This window comes from Mycobacterium sp. NGS68 (genome assembly GCF_059812195.1).
This window is the reverse complement of the sequence record NZ_JCALCE010000009.1, coordinates 150,443-165,567: the sequence shown is the minus strand read 5'-3', so window position 1 is coordinate 165,567 and position 15,125 is coordinate 150,443. Positions and strand designations below refer to the sequence as shown.

The 15,125-nt window shown below is 68.1% G+C and carries 11 protein-coding genes; 6 read left to right on the top strand and 5 right to left on the bottom strand.

What is annotated here, in order from left to right; all coding sequences use genetic code 11:
• Positions 1 to 57 precede the first annotated feature (57 nt).
• Positions 58 to 1,161 carry a magnesium/cobalt transporter CorA gene (gene corA, locus AC5Y5V_RS12645; RefSeq protein ID WP_499935178.1) on the bottom strand — a complete coding sequence of 368 codons (1,104 nt, stop codon included), beginning with the start codon at positions 1,159 to 1,161 and terminating at the stop codon, positions 58 to 60.
• A gap of 147 nt (positions 1,162 to 1,308) precedes the next feature.
• Between corA and AC5Y5V_RS12640 the strand changes: the two genes are divergently transcribed.
• Together AC5Y5V_RS12640 and AC5Y5V_RS12635 are read left to right on the top strand one after the other, a co-directional pair.
• The gene (locus tag AC5Y5V_RS12640) at positions 1,309 to 2,298 is read left to right on the top strand and encodes a malate dehydrogenase (protein WP_499935173.1); all 990 of its coding nucleotides are present in this window, start codon (positions 1,309 to 1,311) and stop codon (positions 2,296 to 2,298) included.
• A gap of 39 nt (positions 2,299 to 2,337) precedes the next feature.
• A complete protein-coding gene (locus AC5Y5V_RS12635; RefSeq protein ID WP_499935169.1) occupies positions 2,338 to 3,156 on the top strand; it encodes a glycoside hydrolase family 16 protein in 819 nt (272 codons plus the stop codon).
• Between the two features lie 20 nt (positions 3,157 to 3,176).
• Here the strand turns inward: AC5Y5V_RS12635 and AC5Y5V_RS12630 are convergent, their stop codons facing one another.
• A complete protein-coding gene (locus tag AC5Y5V_RS12630; RefSeq protein WP_499935166.1) occupies positions 3,177 to 3,575 on the bottom strand; it encodes a type II toxin-antitoxin system VapC family toxin in 399 nt (132 codons plus the stop codon).
• Positions 3,576 to 3,767: 192 nt separating this feature from the next.
• Between AC5Y5V_RS12630 and AC5Y5V_RS12625 the strand changes: the two genes are divergently transcribed.
• Both AC5Y5V_RS12625 and AC5Y5V_RS12620 read left to right on the top strand, forming a co-directional pair.
• A complete protein-coding gene (locus tag AC5Y5V_RS12625) occupies positions 3,768 to 4,937 on the top strand; it encodes an NAD(P)-dependent malic enzyme (protein WP_499935162.1) in 1,170 nt (389 codons plus the stop codon).
• Between the two features lie 5 nt (positions 4,938 to 4,942).
• The gene (locus AC5Y5V_RS12620) at positions 4,943 to 5,770 is read left to right on the top strand and encodes a glycine betaine ABC transporter substrate-binding protein (protein WP_499935159.1); all 828 of its coding nucleotides are present in this window, start codon (positions 4,943 to 4,945) and stop codon (positions 5,768 to 5,770) included.
• An 840-nt stretch (positions 5,771 to 6,610) separates the two neighbouring features.
• Here the strand turns inward: AC5Y5V_RS12620 and AC5Y5V_RS12615 are convergent.
• The 3 genes from AC5Y5V_RS12615 to AC5Y5V_RS12605 all read right to left on the bottom strand — a co-directional run bounded on the left by AC5Y5V_RS12615 (position 6,611) and on the right by AC5Y5V_RS12605 (position 12,237).
• The gene (locus AC5Y5V_RS12615; protein WP_499935155.1) at positions 6,611 to 7,444 is read right to left on the bottom strand and encodes an SDR family NAD(P)-dependent oxidoreductase; all 834 of its coding nucleotides are present in this window, start codon (positions 7,442 to 7,444) and stop codon (positions 6,611 to 6,613) included.
• Positions 7,445 to 7,603: 159 nt separating this feature from the next.
• Positions 7,604 to 11,341, bottom strand: a complete 3,738-nt coding sequence (locus AC5Y5V_RS12610) for a multifunctional oxoglutarate decarboxylase/oxoglutarate dehydrogenase thiamine pyrophosphate-binding subunit/dihydrolipoyllysine-residue succinyltransferase subunit (RefSeq protein WP_499935152.1) — start codon at positions 11,339 to 11,341, stop codon at positions 7,604 to 7,606.
• Between the two features lie 131 nt (positions 11,342 to 11,472).
• A complete protein-coding gene (locus tag AC5Y5V_RS12605; protein ID WP_499935150.1) occupies positions 11,473 to 12,237 on the bottom strand; it encodes a hypothetical protein in 765 nt (254 codons plus the stop codon).
• 274 nt (positions 12,238 to 12,511) lie between these two features.
• On the opposite strand from AC5Y5V_RS12605, the gene AC5Y5V_RS12600 reads away from it, so the two are divergent.
• Together AC5Y5V_RS12600 and AC5Y5V_RS12595 are read left to right on the top strand one after the other, a co-directional pair.
• On the top strand, positions 12,512 to 14,224 hold the full coding sequence (locus AC5Y5V_RS12600) for an MFS transporter (RefSeq protein WP_499935349.1): 1,713 nt from the start codon (positions 12,512 to 12,514) through the stop codon (positions 14,222 to 14,224).
• 265 nt (positions 14,225 to 14,489) lie between these two features.
• The gene (locus AC5Y5V_RS12595) at positions 14,490 to 14,912 is read left to right on the top strand and encodes a hypothetical protein (protein WP_499935148.1); all 423 of its coding nucleotides are present in this window, start codon (positions 14,490 to 14,492) and stop codon (positions 14,910 to 14,912) included.
• Positions 14,913 to 15,125: the final 213 nt, after the last annotated feature.

Here is a 15,125-nt window from a genome sequence, read left to right as displayed (position 1 = left end):
GGCGCGGTCGAGCGTGAAAACGACGCCCTCAGCGCAGATTCGACGACGACGGCGGGTTTAAAGCCAGCCGCGCTTTCGGAAGCTGAAGTACAGGAACACGCAGACCAGCGACATCAGGGTGATCACCGTCGGGTAGCCCCACTGCTCGTTGAGCTCGGGCATGAATTTGAAGTTCATGCCGTAGATCCCGGCGACCATGGTCGGCACGGCGATGATGCCGGCCCAGGCGGAGATCTTGCGCATGTCGCTGTTCTGCTGCATGCCGGTGCGCGCCAGCGCGGCCTGCACCAGCGTGTTGAGCATGTCGTCGTAGGCGGCGATGTGGTCGGCGGCCTCCGTCTGGTGATCGGCGACGTCGCGCAGATAGCGCCGGACCTCCTTGGAGATCAGGTCCTTGTTCTCCGTCTGCATGCGCTGGAACGCCCCCGACAGCGGGCTCACGCAGCGGCGCAGCTCGACGACCTCGCGCTTGAGCAGATAGATCGGCTCGACGTCGACGTTGCGGGCGGGGGCGAAAGCCACCTCCTCGGCGCTGTCGACGTCGAATTCCATCAGGTTGGTCACCTCGACGTAGTGATCCACCACGTAGTCGGCGATGGCGTGCATCACCGCGTACGGTCCCAGCCGCAGGTGCACCGGGTCGTTGTCCATCCGCTTGCGCACGTCGGCCAGCCCGCCGTGTTCGCCGTGGCGGACCGTGACCACGAAGTCCTTGCCGACGAAGATCATGATCTCGCCGGTCTCCACGATCTCGCGGGCCAGCACCACCGACTCGTGCGGCACGTAATTGACGGTTTTCAGCACCAGGAACAGGGTGTCGTCGTAGCGCTCCAGCTTGGGCCGCTGGTGGGCGTGCACGGCGTCCTCGACCGCCAACGGGTGCAGCCCGAAGACGTCGGCGACTTCCTGCATGTGCGACTCGTCGGGCTCGTGCAACCCGATCCAGACGAACGCGCCCTGGCCCGTCAACTCGATCTCGCGCACCGTGCTCAGCGCCTGCGCGTAGGAGTATTTGCCGGGCTGCCGCCGGCCGTCGACGTACACCCCGCAGTCGATCAGGGGCTGGGCGGGTCGGGGCTCGGGATGGACGTGCTCCGTCGAATTCTTCGGACGGGCGACGGGTCTCAGCGCCTCCGGCAGCGCGTCAAAGCCAGGGAACACATCAACCTCCTCCGATCGCCGATGCGAGCTGACCGAGCGGTGCTTCATGCTACGCGGCTTGGCGTAATGCGGCCTGTGAAAAGCCGGCCGCCCGCGGTGCGCTAGTTTCGACCCGAGCAGAACTGTCCAACGAAGGAGCATCCCGACGTGAGCGCAAGTCCTCTGAAGGTCGCCGTCACCGGCGCTGCCGGCCAGATCGGCTACAGCCTGTTGTTCCGCCTGGCCAGCGGCTCACTGCTGGGCCCCGAGCGCCCGATCGAGCTGCGCCTGCTCGAGATCGAGCCCGCGCTCAAGGCGCTCGAGGGCGTCGTCATGGAGCTCGACGACTGCGCGTTCCCGCTGCTGGCCGGCGTGGAGATCGGCGCGGACGCCAACAAGATTTTCGACGGGGTCAACCTGGCGCTGCTCGTCGGCGCGCGGCCGCGCGGCCCCGGCATGGAGCGCGGCGACCTGCTGGAGGCCAACGGCGCGATCTTCACCGCCCAGGGCAAGGCGCTGAACTCCGTCGCCGCCGACGACGTCCGCATCGGCGTGACCGGCAACCCGGCCAACACCAACGCGCTGATCGCGATGACCAACGCGCCTGACATCCCGAAGGAGCGGTTCTCCGCGCTGACCCGGCTGGACCACAACCGGGCGATCAGCCAGCTGGCCGCCAAGACCGGCGCCAAGGTCACCGATATCAAGAAGATGACGATCTGGGGCAACCACTCCGCCACGCAGTACCCGGACATCTTCCACGCCGAGGTGGGCGGAAAGAACGCTGCCGAGGTGGTCAACGACCAGGCCTGGATCGCGGACTACTTCATTCCCACCGTCGCCAAGCGCGGCGCGGCGATCATCGACGCGCGCGGTGCGTCGTCGGCGGCGTCGGCCGCGTCGGCGACCGTCGACGCGGCGCGGTCGTGGCTGCTGGGCACGCCCGACGGCGACTGGGTGTCGATGGCCGTCGTCTCCGACGGGTCCTACAGCGTGCCGGAGGGGCTTATCTCGTCGTTCCCGGTGACCACCAAGGACGGCAACTGGTCGATCGTGCAGGGGCTGGAGATCGACGAGTTCTCCCGCGCCAAGATCGACGCCTCCACCGCGGAGCTGGCCGACGAGCGCAAGGCCGTTACCGAGCTGGGGCTGATCTAGCCGGGGCCGTCTGGCGAGCGTGCACGCTCAGCGCCGACTGTGAGTTCCCTACCCGGCGCGGCGGCCGGATTGTTTTTCGACGACTTCGCCTACACCGGCTCGGGAGGTTCCCGGCTGGGCGAGCGCGGCTGGACGGTGCGTTCGGGCATCGGCGGCCCGGGTATCCCCGGCGCTCGTTGGTCGACGGGCGCCGTCAGCTTCCCGACGATGAACGGGAACCCGGTGCTTCGGCTGGAATCGGTTACCGACGGCACCGCGGCGGGCACCGTCCACGCCGAGGTGTATCAGCGGCGCAAATTCCGCGAGGGGACCTATGCGGCACGAATCCGGTTCAGCGATGCTCCGGTGTCCGGTCCCGACGGGGACCGGCTGGTGCAGGCGTTCTTCACGATCAGTCCGTTGGCCCACGACATGGATCCCGACTACAGCGAACTCGACTTTGAATACCTGCCCAATGGCGGGTGGAACGAGCCGGTCAGCGCCCTCTACGCCACATCATGGGAGACCTACGGCACCGACCCCTGGCGGGCCGTCAACGCCCAAACCGCGGTCCGGGCAAGTTACGGCGGCTGGCACGACCTCGCGATCCAGGTCGCCGATAGCCGAATCAGGTACTACGTCGACGGACGGCTCTTTGCCGATCACGGCGAGCCCTACTATCCCGAAAGCCTGATGTCGATCAACATCAGCCAGTGGTTCATTGCGGGCGGCCTGCTGGACAGTGCCGCGCCACGCGCATACCGCGTGCATGTCGACTACGTCTACTTCGTCAAGGATCACGTCCTGGCTCCCGCCGAGATCGCGGGCCAGATCGCACGCTATCGCGCCGCCGGTATCACTCACGTCGACACCGTCTGACCACTTCGCGGGCGTCGTCTCTAGACCCGGATGATCGTCAGGCCGGCGACTCCGTCCAGCGGATCGAAGTCGTCGTCCTGGGTGACCACCGGCAACCGTCGTGAAGCGGCAATTGCCGCGATCCACAGATCGCTCACCCGGACCCGACGACCGGTCTCCGCCAGGTGGATCCGAAGTCGCGCCCACATCCGGGCTGCCTCGTCGTCGACCGGTAGAGCGACAAGGTCGGCGATCGCGTCCAGTGTCGCCAGTCGCTTAGCGCGAACGTCCGCCGTCGCGGCTGCGAGCACGCCGAGGTTGAGTTCGGCCACCGTCACTACGGTCGTCGCGACTTCGTCAGGCACCGGCGACGCGGCAAGCCGGCGACCGCTCTCGCGCGCGATGAATACGGACGTATCGAGCACACCGGCGGAAGTCATAGGTCGTCGGTGGTGTCACCCGCGAGCTCGGCGAGCTCCTGACGCAGGGCCGGGTCGGCTTGGGCGCGGCCGAGCCTGTGCAGCAATTCGTCGCGACTCAACCACCTGTGCCGGGTCGATTGACGTGCGGATATCGTGGCCGCCGCGGTAGCGATTCCCGGATTGGGAGGTCGGCTTAGTACCCTGGGGGCCGTGTCGGAAACGTTGGAGAGCCCGCAGGTCGTCATCACCGACGAAGAGATCTTTGAGGCCCACGTAGGCGGCAAGCTTTCGGTAGGACTGACGGCGCCGGTGGACAGCCAGCGCGCCCTGTCCATCGCGTACACGCCCGGCGTCGCCCAGGTCAGCCGCGCGATCGCCGCCGACCACACCCTGGCCGCCCGCTACACCTGGGCGAACCGGCTGGTGGCGGTGGTCAGCGACGGCAGCGCGGTGCTCGGTCTCGGTGACATCGGGCCGGCGGCGTCGCTGCCGGTGATGGAAGGCAAGTGCGCGCTGTTCAAGGAATACGGCGGGCTGGACGCGATCCCGATCGTGCTGGACACCAAGGATCCCGACGAGATCGTCGAGACCCTGGTGCGGCTGCGGCCGACGTTCGGTGCCGTCAACCTCGAGGACATCTCCGCGCCGCGCTGCTTCGAGATCGAGCGACGCGTCATCGAGGCGCTGGACTGCCCGGTCATGCACGACGACCAGCACGGCACCGCGATCGTCGTGCTGGCCGCGCTGATGGGCGCCAGTAAGGTGCTGGGCCGGGACATGTCGACGCTGCGGGTGGTGGTCTCCGGAGCCGGGGCCGCCGGCGTCGCTTGCACGAATCTTCTTCTGGCCAGCGGGGTTTCGGACATCACGGTGCTGGACTCGCGGGGCATCGTGCGCACCGGCCGCGACGGCATGAACAGCGTCAAGGTCGACCTGGCGCGGCGCACCAACCCCGCCGGTCGCAGCGGCGGACTCATCGAGGCCCTCGACGGCGCCGACGTGTTCCTCGGCGTGTCCGGCGGCGTCGTCCCCGAAGAGCTGATCGCCACGATGGCGCCCGACGGGATCGTCTTCGCGCTGTCCAACCCGGACCCCGAGATCCACCCCGAGGTGGCCGCCAAGCACGCCGCCGTGGTGGCCACCGGCCGCAGCGACTTCCCGAACCAGATCAACAACGTGCTGGCGTTCCCCGGGCTGTTCCGCGGCGCGCTGGACGCCGGAGCCCGACGGATCACCCAACCGATGATGGTGGCCGCGGCCGAGGCGATCTTCTCCATCGTCAGCGACGACCTGGCGCCCGACCGCATCGTGCCGAGCCCGCTGGATCTGCGTGTCGGGGAAGCGGTCGTGGACGCGGTGGTCCGCGCGGCCTTGTCCTGAGGCGCGTGAAACTCGGCAGGCTCTTGCTGGCCGCCGCTCTGGTGTTGGCCGGTTGTGGGTCCGGCGGGCGTGCCGCGCCGGACGTGGTGGTCGGGTATTCGGGCCCGCCGCTGCTGGCGGACATCTACGTCTCGGCGTTGCGGGGATACGGCTTCCCGGCACACAGCGAAGCCGCCGCCGATCCGATGGCTGAGCTGGACTCCGGCCGGTTCACCGTGCTGCCGTCGTTCACCGGCCAGGTGCTGCGGCGGCTGAAGCCCGGCGTCGCGGTGACGACCGACAGCCAGGTCTACCGGGTGATGGTCTCGATGCTGCCGGAGGGAATCGTCGCCGGTGACTACACCATTTCCGCCGATGACAAGCCCGCGCTGGTGGTGACTCCGGCAACCGTCGCGGCGTGGGGTGGCCGCGACCTTTCCGCGTTGCGTTGCGACGGGCTGGTGGTCGGGGCGGTGGCGGGCGCTTCTGCTCCGCCTTTCGTCGGTTCGTGCCGCATGCCGGCGCCGCGCTCGTTTGTCGACAGCGCGGCGCTATTCGCCGCTCTGCGGGTGGGGGAGGTTGCGGCGGCCTGGACGACGACGGCCGCGGCGGGGATTCCGGGCGATTTGGTGGTGCTGTCCGATGTCAAGCCGCCGCTGATCCAGGCCGAGAACGTGGTGCCACTGTATCGGCGCAACGCTTTATCGACGCGGCAGTTGCTGGCGCTCAACGAGGTGGCCGGTGTGCTGGACACCGCGGCGTTGGCCGACATGCGCCGGCAGGTCTTGGCGGGCGCCGACCCGCAGGCCGTGGCCGACGCGTGGTTGAGCGAACACCCTCTGGGGCGAAGCTAACTGCTGCTGGGCCGAATGTGCTCTGAGGGCGAGTTTTGGGCGTCGGGTTCATGCGGGCGCCCGGTTTCGCGCTGGCTTCACGCTCAGCGAGGGGCGGGGCTCGCGGTGGCGGACTGACGCGGTGGCGGCGTCGAGCATGCGGCTGAGGTCACGCTCGGCGAGTTTGGGGCGCCGTGAGCGCAGGCTCGGCCAGGGGCCAGGGGCATTCTGATAGCCGAACAAGTTGCTGATTATGGGCGTGTTTCGATATTGGCCGCCCAGCGCCTTCGGGTCCCGCTGTCGATTGATGCGGCTACAAAATAATCTGTGCTACAACGCAATTCGCAAATTGACCGACAAATCTTTTCGGCATTGCGGTGTTCGCTGGCCCGGTGGGCTGGTCCTTGAGGTCGCGGATCGCCGTTAGCGTGGTCTGGTCGGGCTGACCGAAAGGGACGCGCAACAACCGAATTAGGAAGGCCAGCCATTGAACAGCCATTTTCTTTGCGACACCACGATGGTGTTCTTGTCACTCGGCGTCATCGGCGCGGGCATTTTGGGCGCCAACGTTTTTGGTGATTCCACGGAGCGTGTTACCCAATCCTTATCCAAGCCAGTATCTTTGAACGACCCAGACCTGCCTGCCCCGCCGCCGCCACCACCGGCGTATCCCGCCGTGCCGATGCCGCCGGCACTGCCGGCGCCGCAAGTACCGCCGGCGGGATCGTAGGCATCGGGTCGGCACGTCGCGACGGCCAGAGGGCGTTCAAATAGCCGCCGAATGCGGACTTGATACATGTCACGCAACCAAATGCGTGCGAAAAGTCCACATTTGGCGCCACGCCTAGAGGCGCCGGACGCCTAGTGCCCCAGCGTGGGCAACATCCGGCTCAGGACGGGGCCGAACAGCCGCTGATACCCGGAGCCGGTCAGCCGGACCAGGATGTCGAGGATCTTGGCGTCGGCGCCGACGAGCACGCGGGCCCGGTTCTTGCGCACCGCGTCCAGGATGATGCGCGCGGCGGCCTCAGGGCTGGTGCGGGCGAGCCGCTTGTCGAACAGCTTGGCCAGCTGCTCGGGGTCGAGCCCCTCGACGGCGGTGGCGTTGCGGGCGATCGCGGTCTTGATGCCGCCGGGGTGCACCGTGGTCACGCCGACGGGATGGCCGGCGGCGACCATCTCCTGGCGCAGCGCCTCGGTGAAGCCGCGGACGGCGAACTTGGCGGCGTTGTAGGACGCCTGCCCAGGCACCGCGAACAGCCCGAAGACACTGGACACGTTGACCACATGGCCGTCACCGGAGGCGATCAGGTGCGGAAGGAACGCCTTGGTGCCGTTCACCACGCCCCAGAAATCGACGTCCATCACTCGTTCGATCTCCTTGAACGAGCTGACCTCGATGTCGCCGGTGTGGGCGATGCCAGCGTTGTTGTAGATCTGGTTCACCTTGCCGAAGTGCTCTTTGACGGCGTCGGCGTAGAGCAGGAAGGCCTCACGCTCGGTGACGTCGAGCCGGTCGGACTTGACCGACGCGCCGATCGCCTTCAGCCGCGCCTCGGTCTCCGCCAGCCCCTCGGTGTTGACGTCGCTGATGGCGACCTTGGCGCCCGACCGGCCCAGTTCGATGGCCAGCGCCTGCCCGATACCCGAGCCCGCGCCGGTGATCACGGCGACTTTTCCGGCGAACCCCTGCATGAGCACCCTCCTCGTTTCTGCTCCGTCGAGGTTAGCTGTTACCGGCGGTCCCCCCTACTGGCGGGTGCCGATCCCGCGCGAGAAGACGCAATAGCCCCTCGTTTCCGCAGGGGCTATTGCTGGGGGCACCTCCCGCTTGCGGGGGACCTGCTCGCCAAGCTAGGCGAACGCGGTGTCCAGGATCTCCTGCTGCTCGACGGCGTGCACCTTCGACGAACCCGACGACGGCGCCGACATCGCCCGACGCGAGATGCGCTTGATGCCGCTGAGCTTGTCGGGCAGCAGTTCGGGCAGCTCTAGGCCGAACCGCGGCCAGGCGCCCTGGTTGGCCGGCTCCTCCTGGACCCAGAAGAACTGCTTGGCGTTCTCGTAGCGGTCCAGCGTGTCGCCGAGTCGCCGCCGCGGCAGCGGGGCCAGCTGCTCGATGCGCACGATCGCGATGTCGTCGCGGCCGTCCTTGGCCTTGCGGGCGGCCAGCTCGTAGTAGATCTTTCCGCTGGTCAGCAGGATCCGGCTGACCTTGCTGCGGTCGCCGTCGCCCTCCTCGTAGGTGGGCTCCTCCAGCACCGAGCGGAACTTCGTCTCGGTGAAGTCCTTAATGTCGCTGACCGCGGCCTTATTGCGCAGCATGGACTTCGGCGTAAACACGATCAGCGGGCGGCGCACGCCGTCCAGCGCGTGCCGTCGCAGCAGGTGGAAGTAGTTGGCCGGGGTCGACGGCACCGCGATCGTCATCGAACCCTCGGCCCACAGCTGCAGGAAGCGTTCGATGCGGCCGGAGGTGTGGTCCGGTCCCTGGCCCTCGTGGCCGTGCGGCAGCAGCAGCACGACGGTGGACAGCTGGCCCCACTTGGCCTCGCCGGAGCTGATGAACTCGTCGATGATCGACTGCGCGCCGTTGACGAAGTCGCCGAACTGCGCCTCCCACAGCACCACGGCCTCCGGGTTGCCCACGGTGTAGCCGTACTCGAAGCCCACCGCGGCGTACTCCGACAGCGGCGAGTCGTACACCAGGAACTTGCCCCCGGTGGGGGTGCCGTCCTTGTTGGTGGCCAGCAGCTGCAGCGGCGTGAACTCCGCACCGGTGTGCCGGTCGATGATCACCGAATGCCGCTGCGAGAAGGTGCCGCGCTTGCTGTCCTGTCCGGAGAAGCGCACCAGCTTGCCCTCGGACACCAGCGAGCCCAGGGCCAGCAGCTCGCCGAACGCCCAGTCGATCTTGCCCTCGTAGGCCATCTCCCGGCGCTTTTCCAGCACCGGCTGCACCCGCGGGTGCGCGGTGAACCCGTCGGGCAGGGCCAGGAAGGCATCCCCGATGCGGGCCAGCAGCGACTTGTCGACCGAGGTGTCCAGCCCCGCCGGGATCATCTGGTCGGACTCCACCGACAGGCTGGGCTGCGCGCCGTGCTTCTCCAGCTCGCGGACCTCGTTGAACACCCGCTCCAGCTGGCCCTGGTAGTCGCGCAGGGCGTCCTCGGCCTCCTTGATCGAGATGTCGCCGCGGCCGATCAGGGCTTCGGTGTAGGCCTTGCGGGCGCCGCGCTTAGTGTCGACGACGTCGTACATGCCGGGGTTGGTCATCGACGGGTCGTCACCCTCGTTGTGCCCGCGGCGGCGGTAGCACAGCATGTCGATGATCACGTCTTTGCGGAACCGCTGCCGGAAGTCGACGGCCAGCCGCGCCACCCAGTCGCACGCCTCGGGGTCGTCGCCGTTGACGTGGAAGATCGGCGCGCCGATCATCTTGGCGACGTCGGTGCAGTACTCGCTGGAACGGGAGTATTCCGGCGCGGTGGTGAAGCCGATCTGGTTGTTGACGATCAGGTGGATGGTGCCGCCGACGCGGTAGCCGGGCAGGTGCGCCAGGTTCAGCGTCTCGGCGACCACGCCCTGGCCGGCGAAGGCGGCGTCGCCGTGCAGCATCAGCGGTACCACCGAGAAGGCCTTCTCGTCCGCGCTGTCGTCGGCGCCGTGGTCCAGCAGGTCCTGCTTGGCCCGGACCAGGCCCTCCAGCACCGGGTCGACGGCCTCTAGGTGCGACGGGTTGGCGGTCAGTGACACCTGAATGTCGTTGTCGCCGAACATCTGCAGGTACACGCCGGTGGCGCCCAGGTGGTACTTGACGTCGCCGGAGCCGTGCGCCTGCGCGGGGTTCAGGTTGCCCTCGAACTCGGTGAAGATCTGCGAGTACGGCTTGCCGACGATGTTGGCCAGCACGTTGAGCCGGCCGCGGTGCGGCATGCCGATGACGACCTCGTCGAGGCCGTGCTCGGCGCACTGGTCGATGGCGGCGTCCATCATCGGGATGACGCTTTCGGCACCCTCGAGCGAGAACCGCTTCTGCCCGACGTACTTGGTCTGCAGGAAGGTCTCGAACGCCTCGGCGGCGTTGAGCTTGCTCAAGATGTACTTCTGTTGGGCCACAGTGGGTTTGACGTGCTTGGTCTCCACCCGCTGCTCGAGCCACTCCTGCTGTTCGGGGTCGAGGATGTGGGTGTACTCCACACCGATGTGGCGGCAGTAGGCGTCGCGCAGCAGGCCCAGCACGTCGCGCAGTTTCTTGTACTCCGCGCCGGCGAAGCCGTTGACCTTGAACACCCGGTCGAGGTCCCACAGCGTCAGGCCGTGCGTCAGCACCTCGAGGTCGGGGTGGCTGCGGAACCGGGTGGTGTCCAACCGCAGCGGGTCGATGTCGGCCATCAGATGCCCGCGGTTGCGGTACGCCGCGATCAGCTCCATCACGCGGGCGTTCTTGTCGACGATCGAGTCCGGGTTGTCCGTGCTCCAGCGCACCGGTAGGTAGGGAATGGACAGCTCGCGGAAGATCTCGTCCCAGAAGCTGTCGGAGAGCAGCATCTCGTGGATGGCGCGCAGGAAGTCACCGGATTCGGCGCCCTGGATGATGCGGTGGTCGTAGGTCGAGGTGAGGGTGATCAGCTTGCCGATACCCAGTTCCGCGATGCGTTCGGCGCTGGCGCCCTGGAACTCGGCCGGGTACTCCATGGCGCCGACGCCGATGATCGCGCCCTGGCCGGCCATCAGCCGCGGCACCGAGTGCACGGTGCCGATGGTGCCGGGGTTGGTCAGCGAAATCGTCACTCCGGCAAAGTCTTCGGCGGTCAGCTTGCCGTCGCGGGCGCGGCGCACGATGTCCTCGTAGGCGGAGACGAACTCCGCGAACCGCAGCGTCTCGCAGCCCTTGATGCCGGCCACCACCAGGGCACGCTTGCCGTCCTTGCCCTGCAGGTCGATGGCCAGGCCGAGATTGGTGTGGGCCGGCGTGACCGCCGTGGGCTTGCCGTCGACCTCGGCGTAGTGCCGGTTCATGTTCGGGAACTTCTTGACCGCCTGCACCAGCGCGTAGCCCAGCAGGTGCGTGAAGGAGATCTTGCCGCCGCGGGTGCGCTTGAGCTGGTTGTTGATGACGATGCGGTTGTCGATCATCAGCTTGGCCGGAATGGCCCGCACGCTGGTGGCCGTCGGCACGTCCAGCGACGCGGACATGTTCTTGACCACAGCCGCCGCGGCGCCGCGCAGCACCTGGACCTCGTCGTCTGCGGCGGGTGCGGGGGCGCTGGATTTCGCGCGCTCGGCGGCGCCGTTGCCGGCGGCCGGCTTGGCGGCCGGGGCCGCGGCGGGTTCGGCCTTTGCCGCGGGGGCGGGCTTGGCGGGCTCAGCCGGGGCTTTCGGCGCGGGGGCGGGCTGGGTCTTCGGCGCGGTGGGCGGGGCCAGTTGGCCGTCACCGGCCGGGGCCGGTTCGGCTGCGGCGTCCGGGTTGTAGTCGACGAGGAACTCGTGCCAACTCGGGTCGACCGAGGACGGGTCGTCGCGGAACTTGCGGTACATCTCCTCGACCAACCACTCGTTCTGCCCGAACGGTGAACTTACGTTGCTCACGGCCGCTGCTCGCCTCAATTCTTTTGTCGTGCAGTGTCGCTAGGGGGTATCAAACCGGCCTGGTAGGGGGGCCGCCCCATAAAGGCTAGCGCTTTGCCAACGTTTAGCGAGAGAGACCGAGCAACCGCGCGCTAGCCGGCCCAGCCGGCCTCGTGGACGGGCGGCAGCAGGTGCAGGGTCACCGGCCAACGCGCCGGCGGGAGACCGAACGCCTGGCGGGCATTCTTGACGATCTTCCTGCCCACAATGCGGTTGCCGGCACCGCCGATCGCGGCGCCGACGCCGACCGGCAGCATCTTGCCGAACAGCAGCGCGCCGCGCTTCACGGTGTATCGCTTGACGGCGTATTTGAGCATCCGCGTGTTCAGCCGCGACAGCGTCGACATCGGCAGCGAGGCCATGCCCTCCGCCAGCCAACCGCCGTTGGTGCGGCCGGGGCCGATGAGCTCGCCGATGGCGCGCTTGCTGTCGTCGCCGACCAGCACCGCCAGCACCAGCGCGCGCCGGCGCTCGTAGTGATCCAGCGGGATGCCGTACACGTCGGCCGTCGCCAACACATACAGGGCGGTGGCTTCCAGGAAGAACACCGTCTCCCCGGCGCCGGCGGACAGCGCCGCCAGCGTGCCGACCCCGGGGAACGTCGCCGCCGAACCCACCGCCGCGCCGCTGGCGGTCAACGCCGCCAGGTAGCGCTTTTCCAGCTTGTAGGCGATCTCGGCGGGGCCGGCGGCCGGGTGCGCGCGCCGCAGCCGCGCCACATAGGCCTGCGCCGCCGGGGCCTGCACCCGCGAGCTGCGCTCGATGACCTGCGCCAATGCCCGCGCAGACGCCTTGGGTTTGCCGTCTGTGGTGGCCGGCAACTCGTCCGGCTTGGACCTGCTGCGTCGGGCGCTCATATTGCCTCTCCTGGGACGGACTGCTCCCTTGTTAATCCCTAGGCTAACGCGCGACGGGCCGGCCGAGTGCCCGCGCGGCGTCAGCCGTCGAACCGAGATAGGGTCGGGGGCGACGCGGGCCGTTGTCGGTCCGCATTCGTGGGCACCTACCCCCTCTTGCCTGCCGATGTCGCTGGGCGGTCCCTGCTCGGCGTCGACAGCGAAATGGACGGTGGACGCATTGACCACGGCTCGACGTCGCGGCACGAAAAACCCGTGGAACACGCTATGGGCGATGATGATCGGGTTCTTCATGATCATGGTCGACTCGACCATCGTCGCGATCGCGAACCCGACCATCATGGCCGCGCTGCATACCGGCTACGACGACGTCGTCTGGGTGACCAGCGCGTACCTGCTGGGATTCGCGGTGGTGCTGCTGGTGGCCGGCCGGCTCGGTGACCGGTTCGGCCCCAAGAACGTCTACCTGATCGGCCTGGTCGTCTTCACCGCCGCGTCGATGTGGTGCGGGCTGTCGGGCAGCGTCGCCATGCTGATCGCGGCCCGGGTGGTGCAGGGTGTGGGGGCCGGGGTGCTCACCCCGCAGACCCTGTCCACGATCACCCGCATCTTCCCGCCCGCGGGGCGCGGCGTGGCCGTCAGCGTGTGGGGGGCCACCGCGGGCGTCGCCAGCCTCGTGGGCCCGTTGGCCGGTGGCCTGCTGGTCGACGGGCTGGGCTGGGAGTGGATCTTCTTCGTCAACATCCCGGTCGGCATCGTCGGGATCGCACTGGCATTGTGGCTGGTCCCGGCGCTGCCGGTGCAGTCGCACCAGTTCGACCTGCTCGGCGTCGCGTTGTCCGGGGTGGGCATGTTCCTGATCGTCTTCGGCCTGCAGCAGGGCCAGCGCGCGCACTGGGGCCTGTGGATCTGGGCGGTGCTGGTGGCCGGGGCGGGGTTCATGGCGGCGTTCGTCTACTGGCAGTCCGTGCACACCGGCGAGCCCCTGATCCCGCTGGACATCTTCGCCGACCGCGAATTCAGCGTGTGCAGCGTCGGCGTCGGCCTGGTGGCCTTCGCGACGACGGCGATGATGCTGCCGCTGACCTTCTACGCGCAGGAGGTGTGCGGGCTGTCGCCGACGCGTTCGGCGCTGCTGATCGCGCCGATGGCGGTGGCCAACGGGGTGCTGGCGCCGTTGGCCGGCCGAATCATCGACCGACACCATCCGGTGCCCGTCCTGGGCTTCGGCTTTTCGGCGTTGACGATCTCGCTGACGTGGCTGTCGTTCGACATGGCGCCTGGCACGCCGATCTGGCGGCTGGTGCTGCCGTTCTTCGGCGTCGGCACCGGGATGGCGTTCGTCTGGTCGCCGCTGACCGCGACCGCCACCCGCAACCTGCCCGCGGAGGTGGCCGGCGCGAGCTCCGGGGTGTACAACGCCGTGCGGCAGCTGGGCGCGGTGCTCGGCAGCGCCGGCATGGCCGCCTTCATGACGACGCGGATCAGCGCCGAAATGCCTTGGCAGGTCGAGCGAACCGGACTGCTGCTGCCCGAGTTCCTGCGCGAGCCGTTCGCGGCGGCCATGTCCCAGTCGGTGCTGTTGCCCGCGTTCATCGCGCTGCTGGGTATCGTCGCCGCGCTGTGCCTGGTCCGGCCGTCGGCGCGGGATTACCAGGACGACCGGGACGATGTGGAGGAGCCCGTCGGCGAGGACTACGACGACGACCCGTACGTCGAGTACCTGCTGGTGCGCGAACCGGACGTCGGCGGACGCCCGCCTGCGCGCACGGCGGCCGTCGCGCCCGCGCGACCCGGGCCGAGGCCGTCGCCGCAGGGCAGATCGATTAGCCTGGCCCACAACGGATCTCACGCCGATGGCGCGCCGCAGGTCGCGCCCGCGGTGACGCAGCGGATCTGGCTCGGCGATCGGTTTGCGCCTCGGTCCGCGTCCCGCCCGCCCTGGGTCGAGGGGGCGCGTGCCACATTTCGAAGCGTTGCCCGGTGAGACGTTGGCTCAGGATGGGCGCAGCAGACGCGGCGCCCGGCGACCGGCAGTCGTCAGGCTTCGCCGCCTAAGTTCTGCGTATTAGTGGCGTTTCCCCGGAGGATCGTGTGAAATTCGCAAGTACGGACGCGACATCTCGCCGCGTTTGGCAGACTATGTGCACCGCGGCAACTGATACCGCCACGGATGATCGACAGGGGGCCCGGGAACATGTTGCAGGGGGGCCGGGACGAATGACCAACAAGCTTCCGGAGCAGGCGAAGCGGTGCACACCGCGCTGATTCTGTGGCCTTTCAGCGCCGCCGCGGCGGCGCGAGCGGCGAGCATCATTCCTGGGGACGAAGCCTGGGAGACCACTCCGACGGCGGAGGCAGCGGTGCACGAGACCAGGCGCACCACGCTGCAACTGCTTCCGGAGACGCGCACTGCCCTCAAGCGGCGCGCTCTGGATGGCGAGACCACGATGGGGCACCTGATTCGTGCCGCCATCAACTCGGCACTGAAGGATCCGTCGGGCCTTGCTGAGGCATCGAAGGTGCGGCGTGGGACTGGCGTCGGCGTGCGGACCACGCTGGACCTGCCCCGCGGTGTGCATCGAACGCTCAAGCGGTTGGCGGCCGACGAGGATACGAGCCTGCAGGCGCTTATCGTGGCCGCCATCCTGCAGGCGCACCCCGACCTGGGCTAGGGGCACTTCGCCCGAGTAACGGCGACCTCCACAGGCGTCTGACTGATACCGGCTCGCGTGGCGCACCGCGTGCCGATACGGCCACGGCCTGGCGACTCGGAATAAAGGCCGAAATGGCGTTCTTAACTCTGGGTGAATAGATTCCTCAATGCCCTGGAAAGGCATCTTTATGGGGACACTGAAATGCATATTTATGGAAATATATACGCGCGT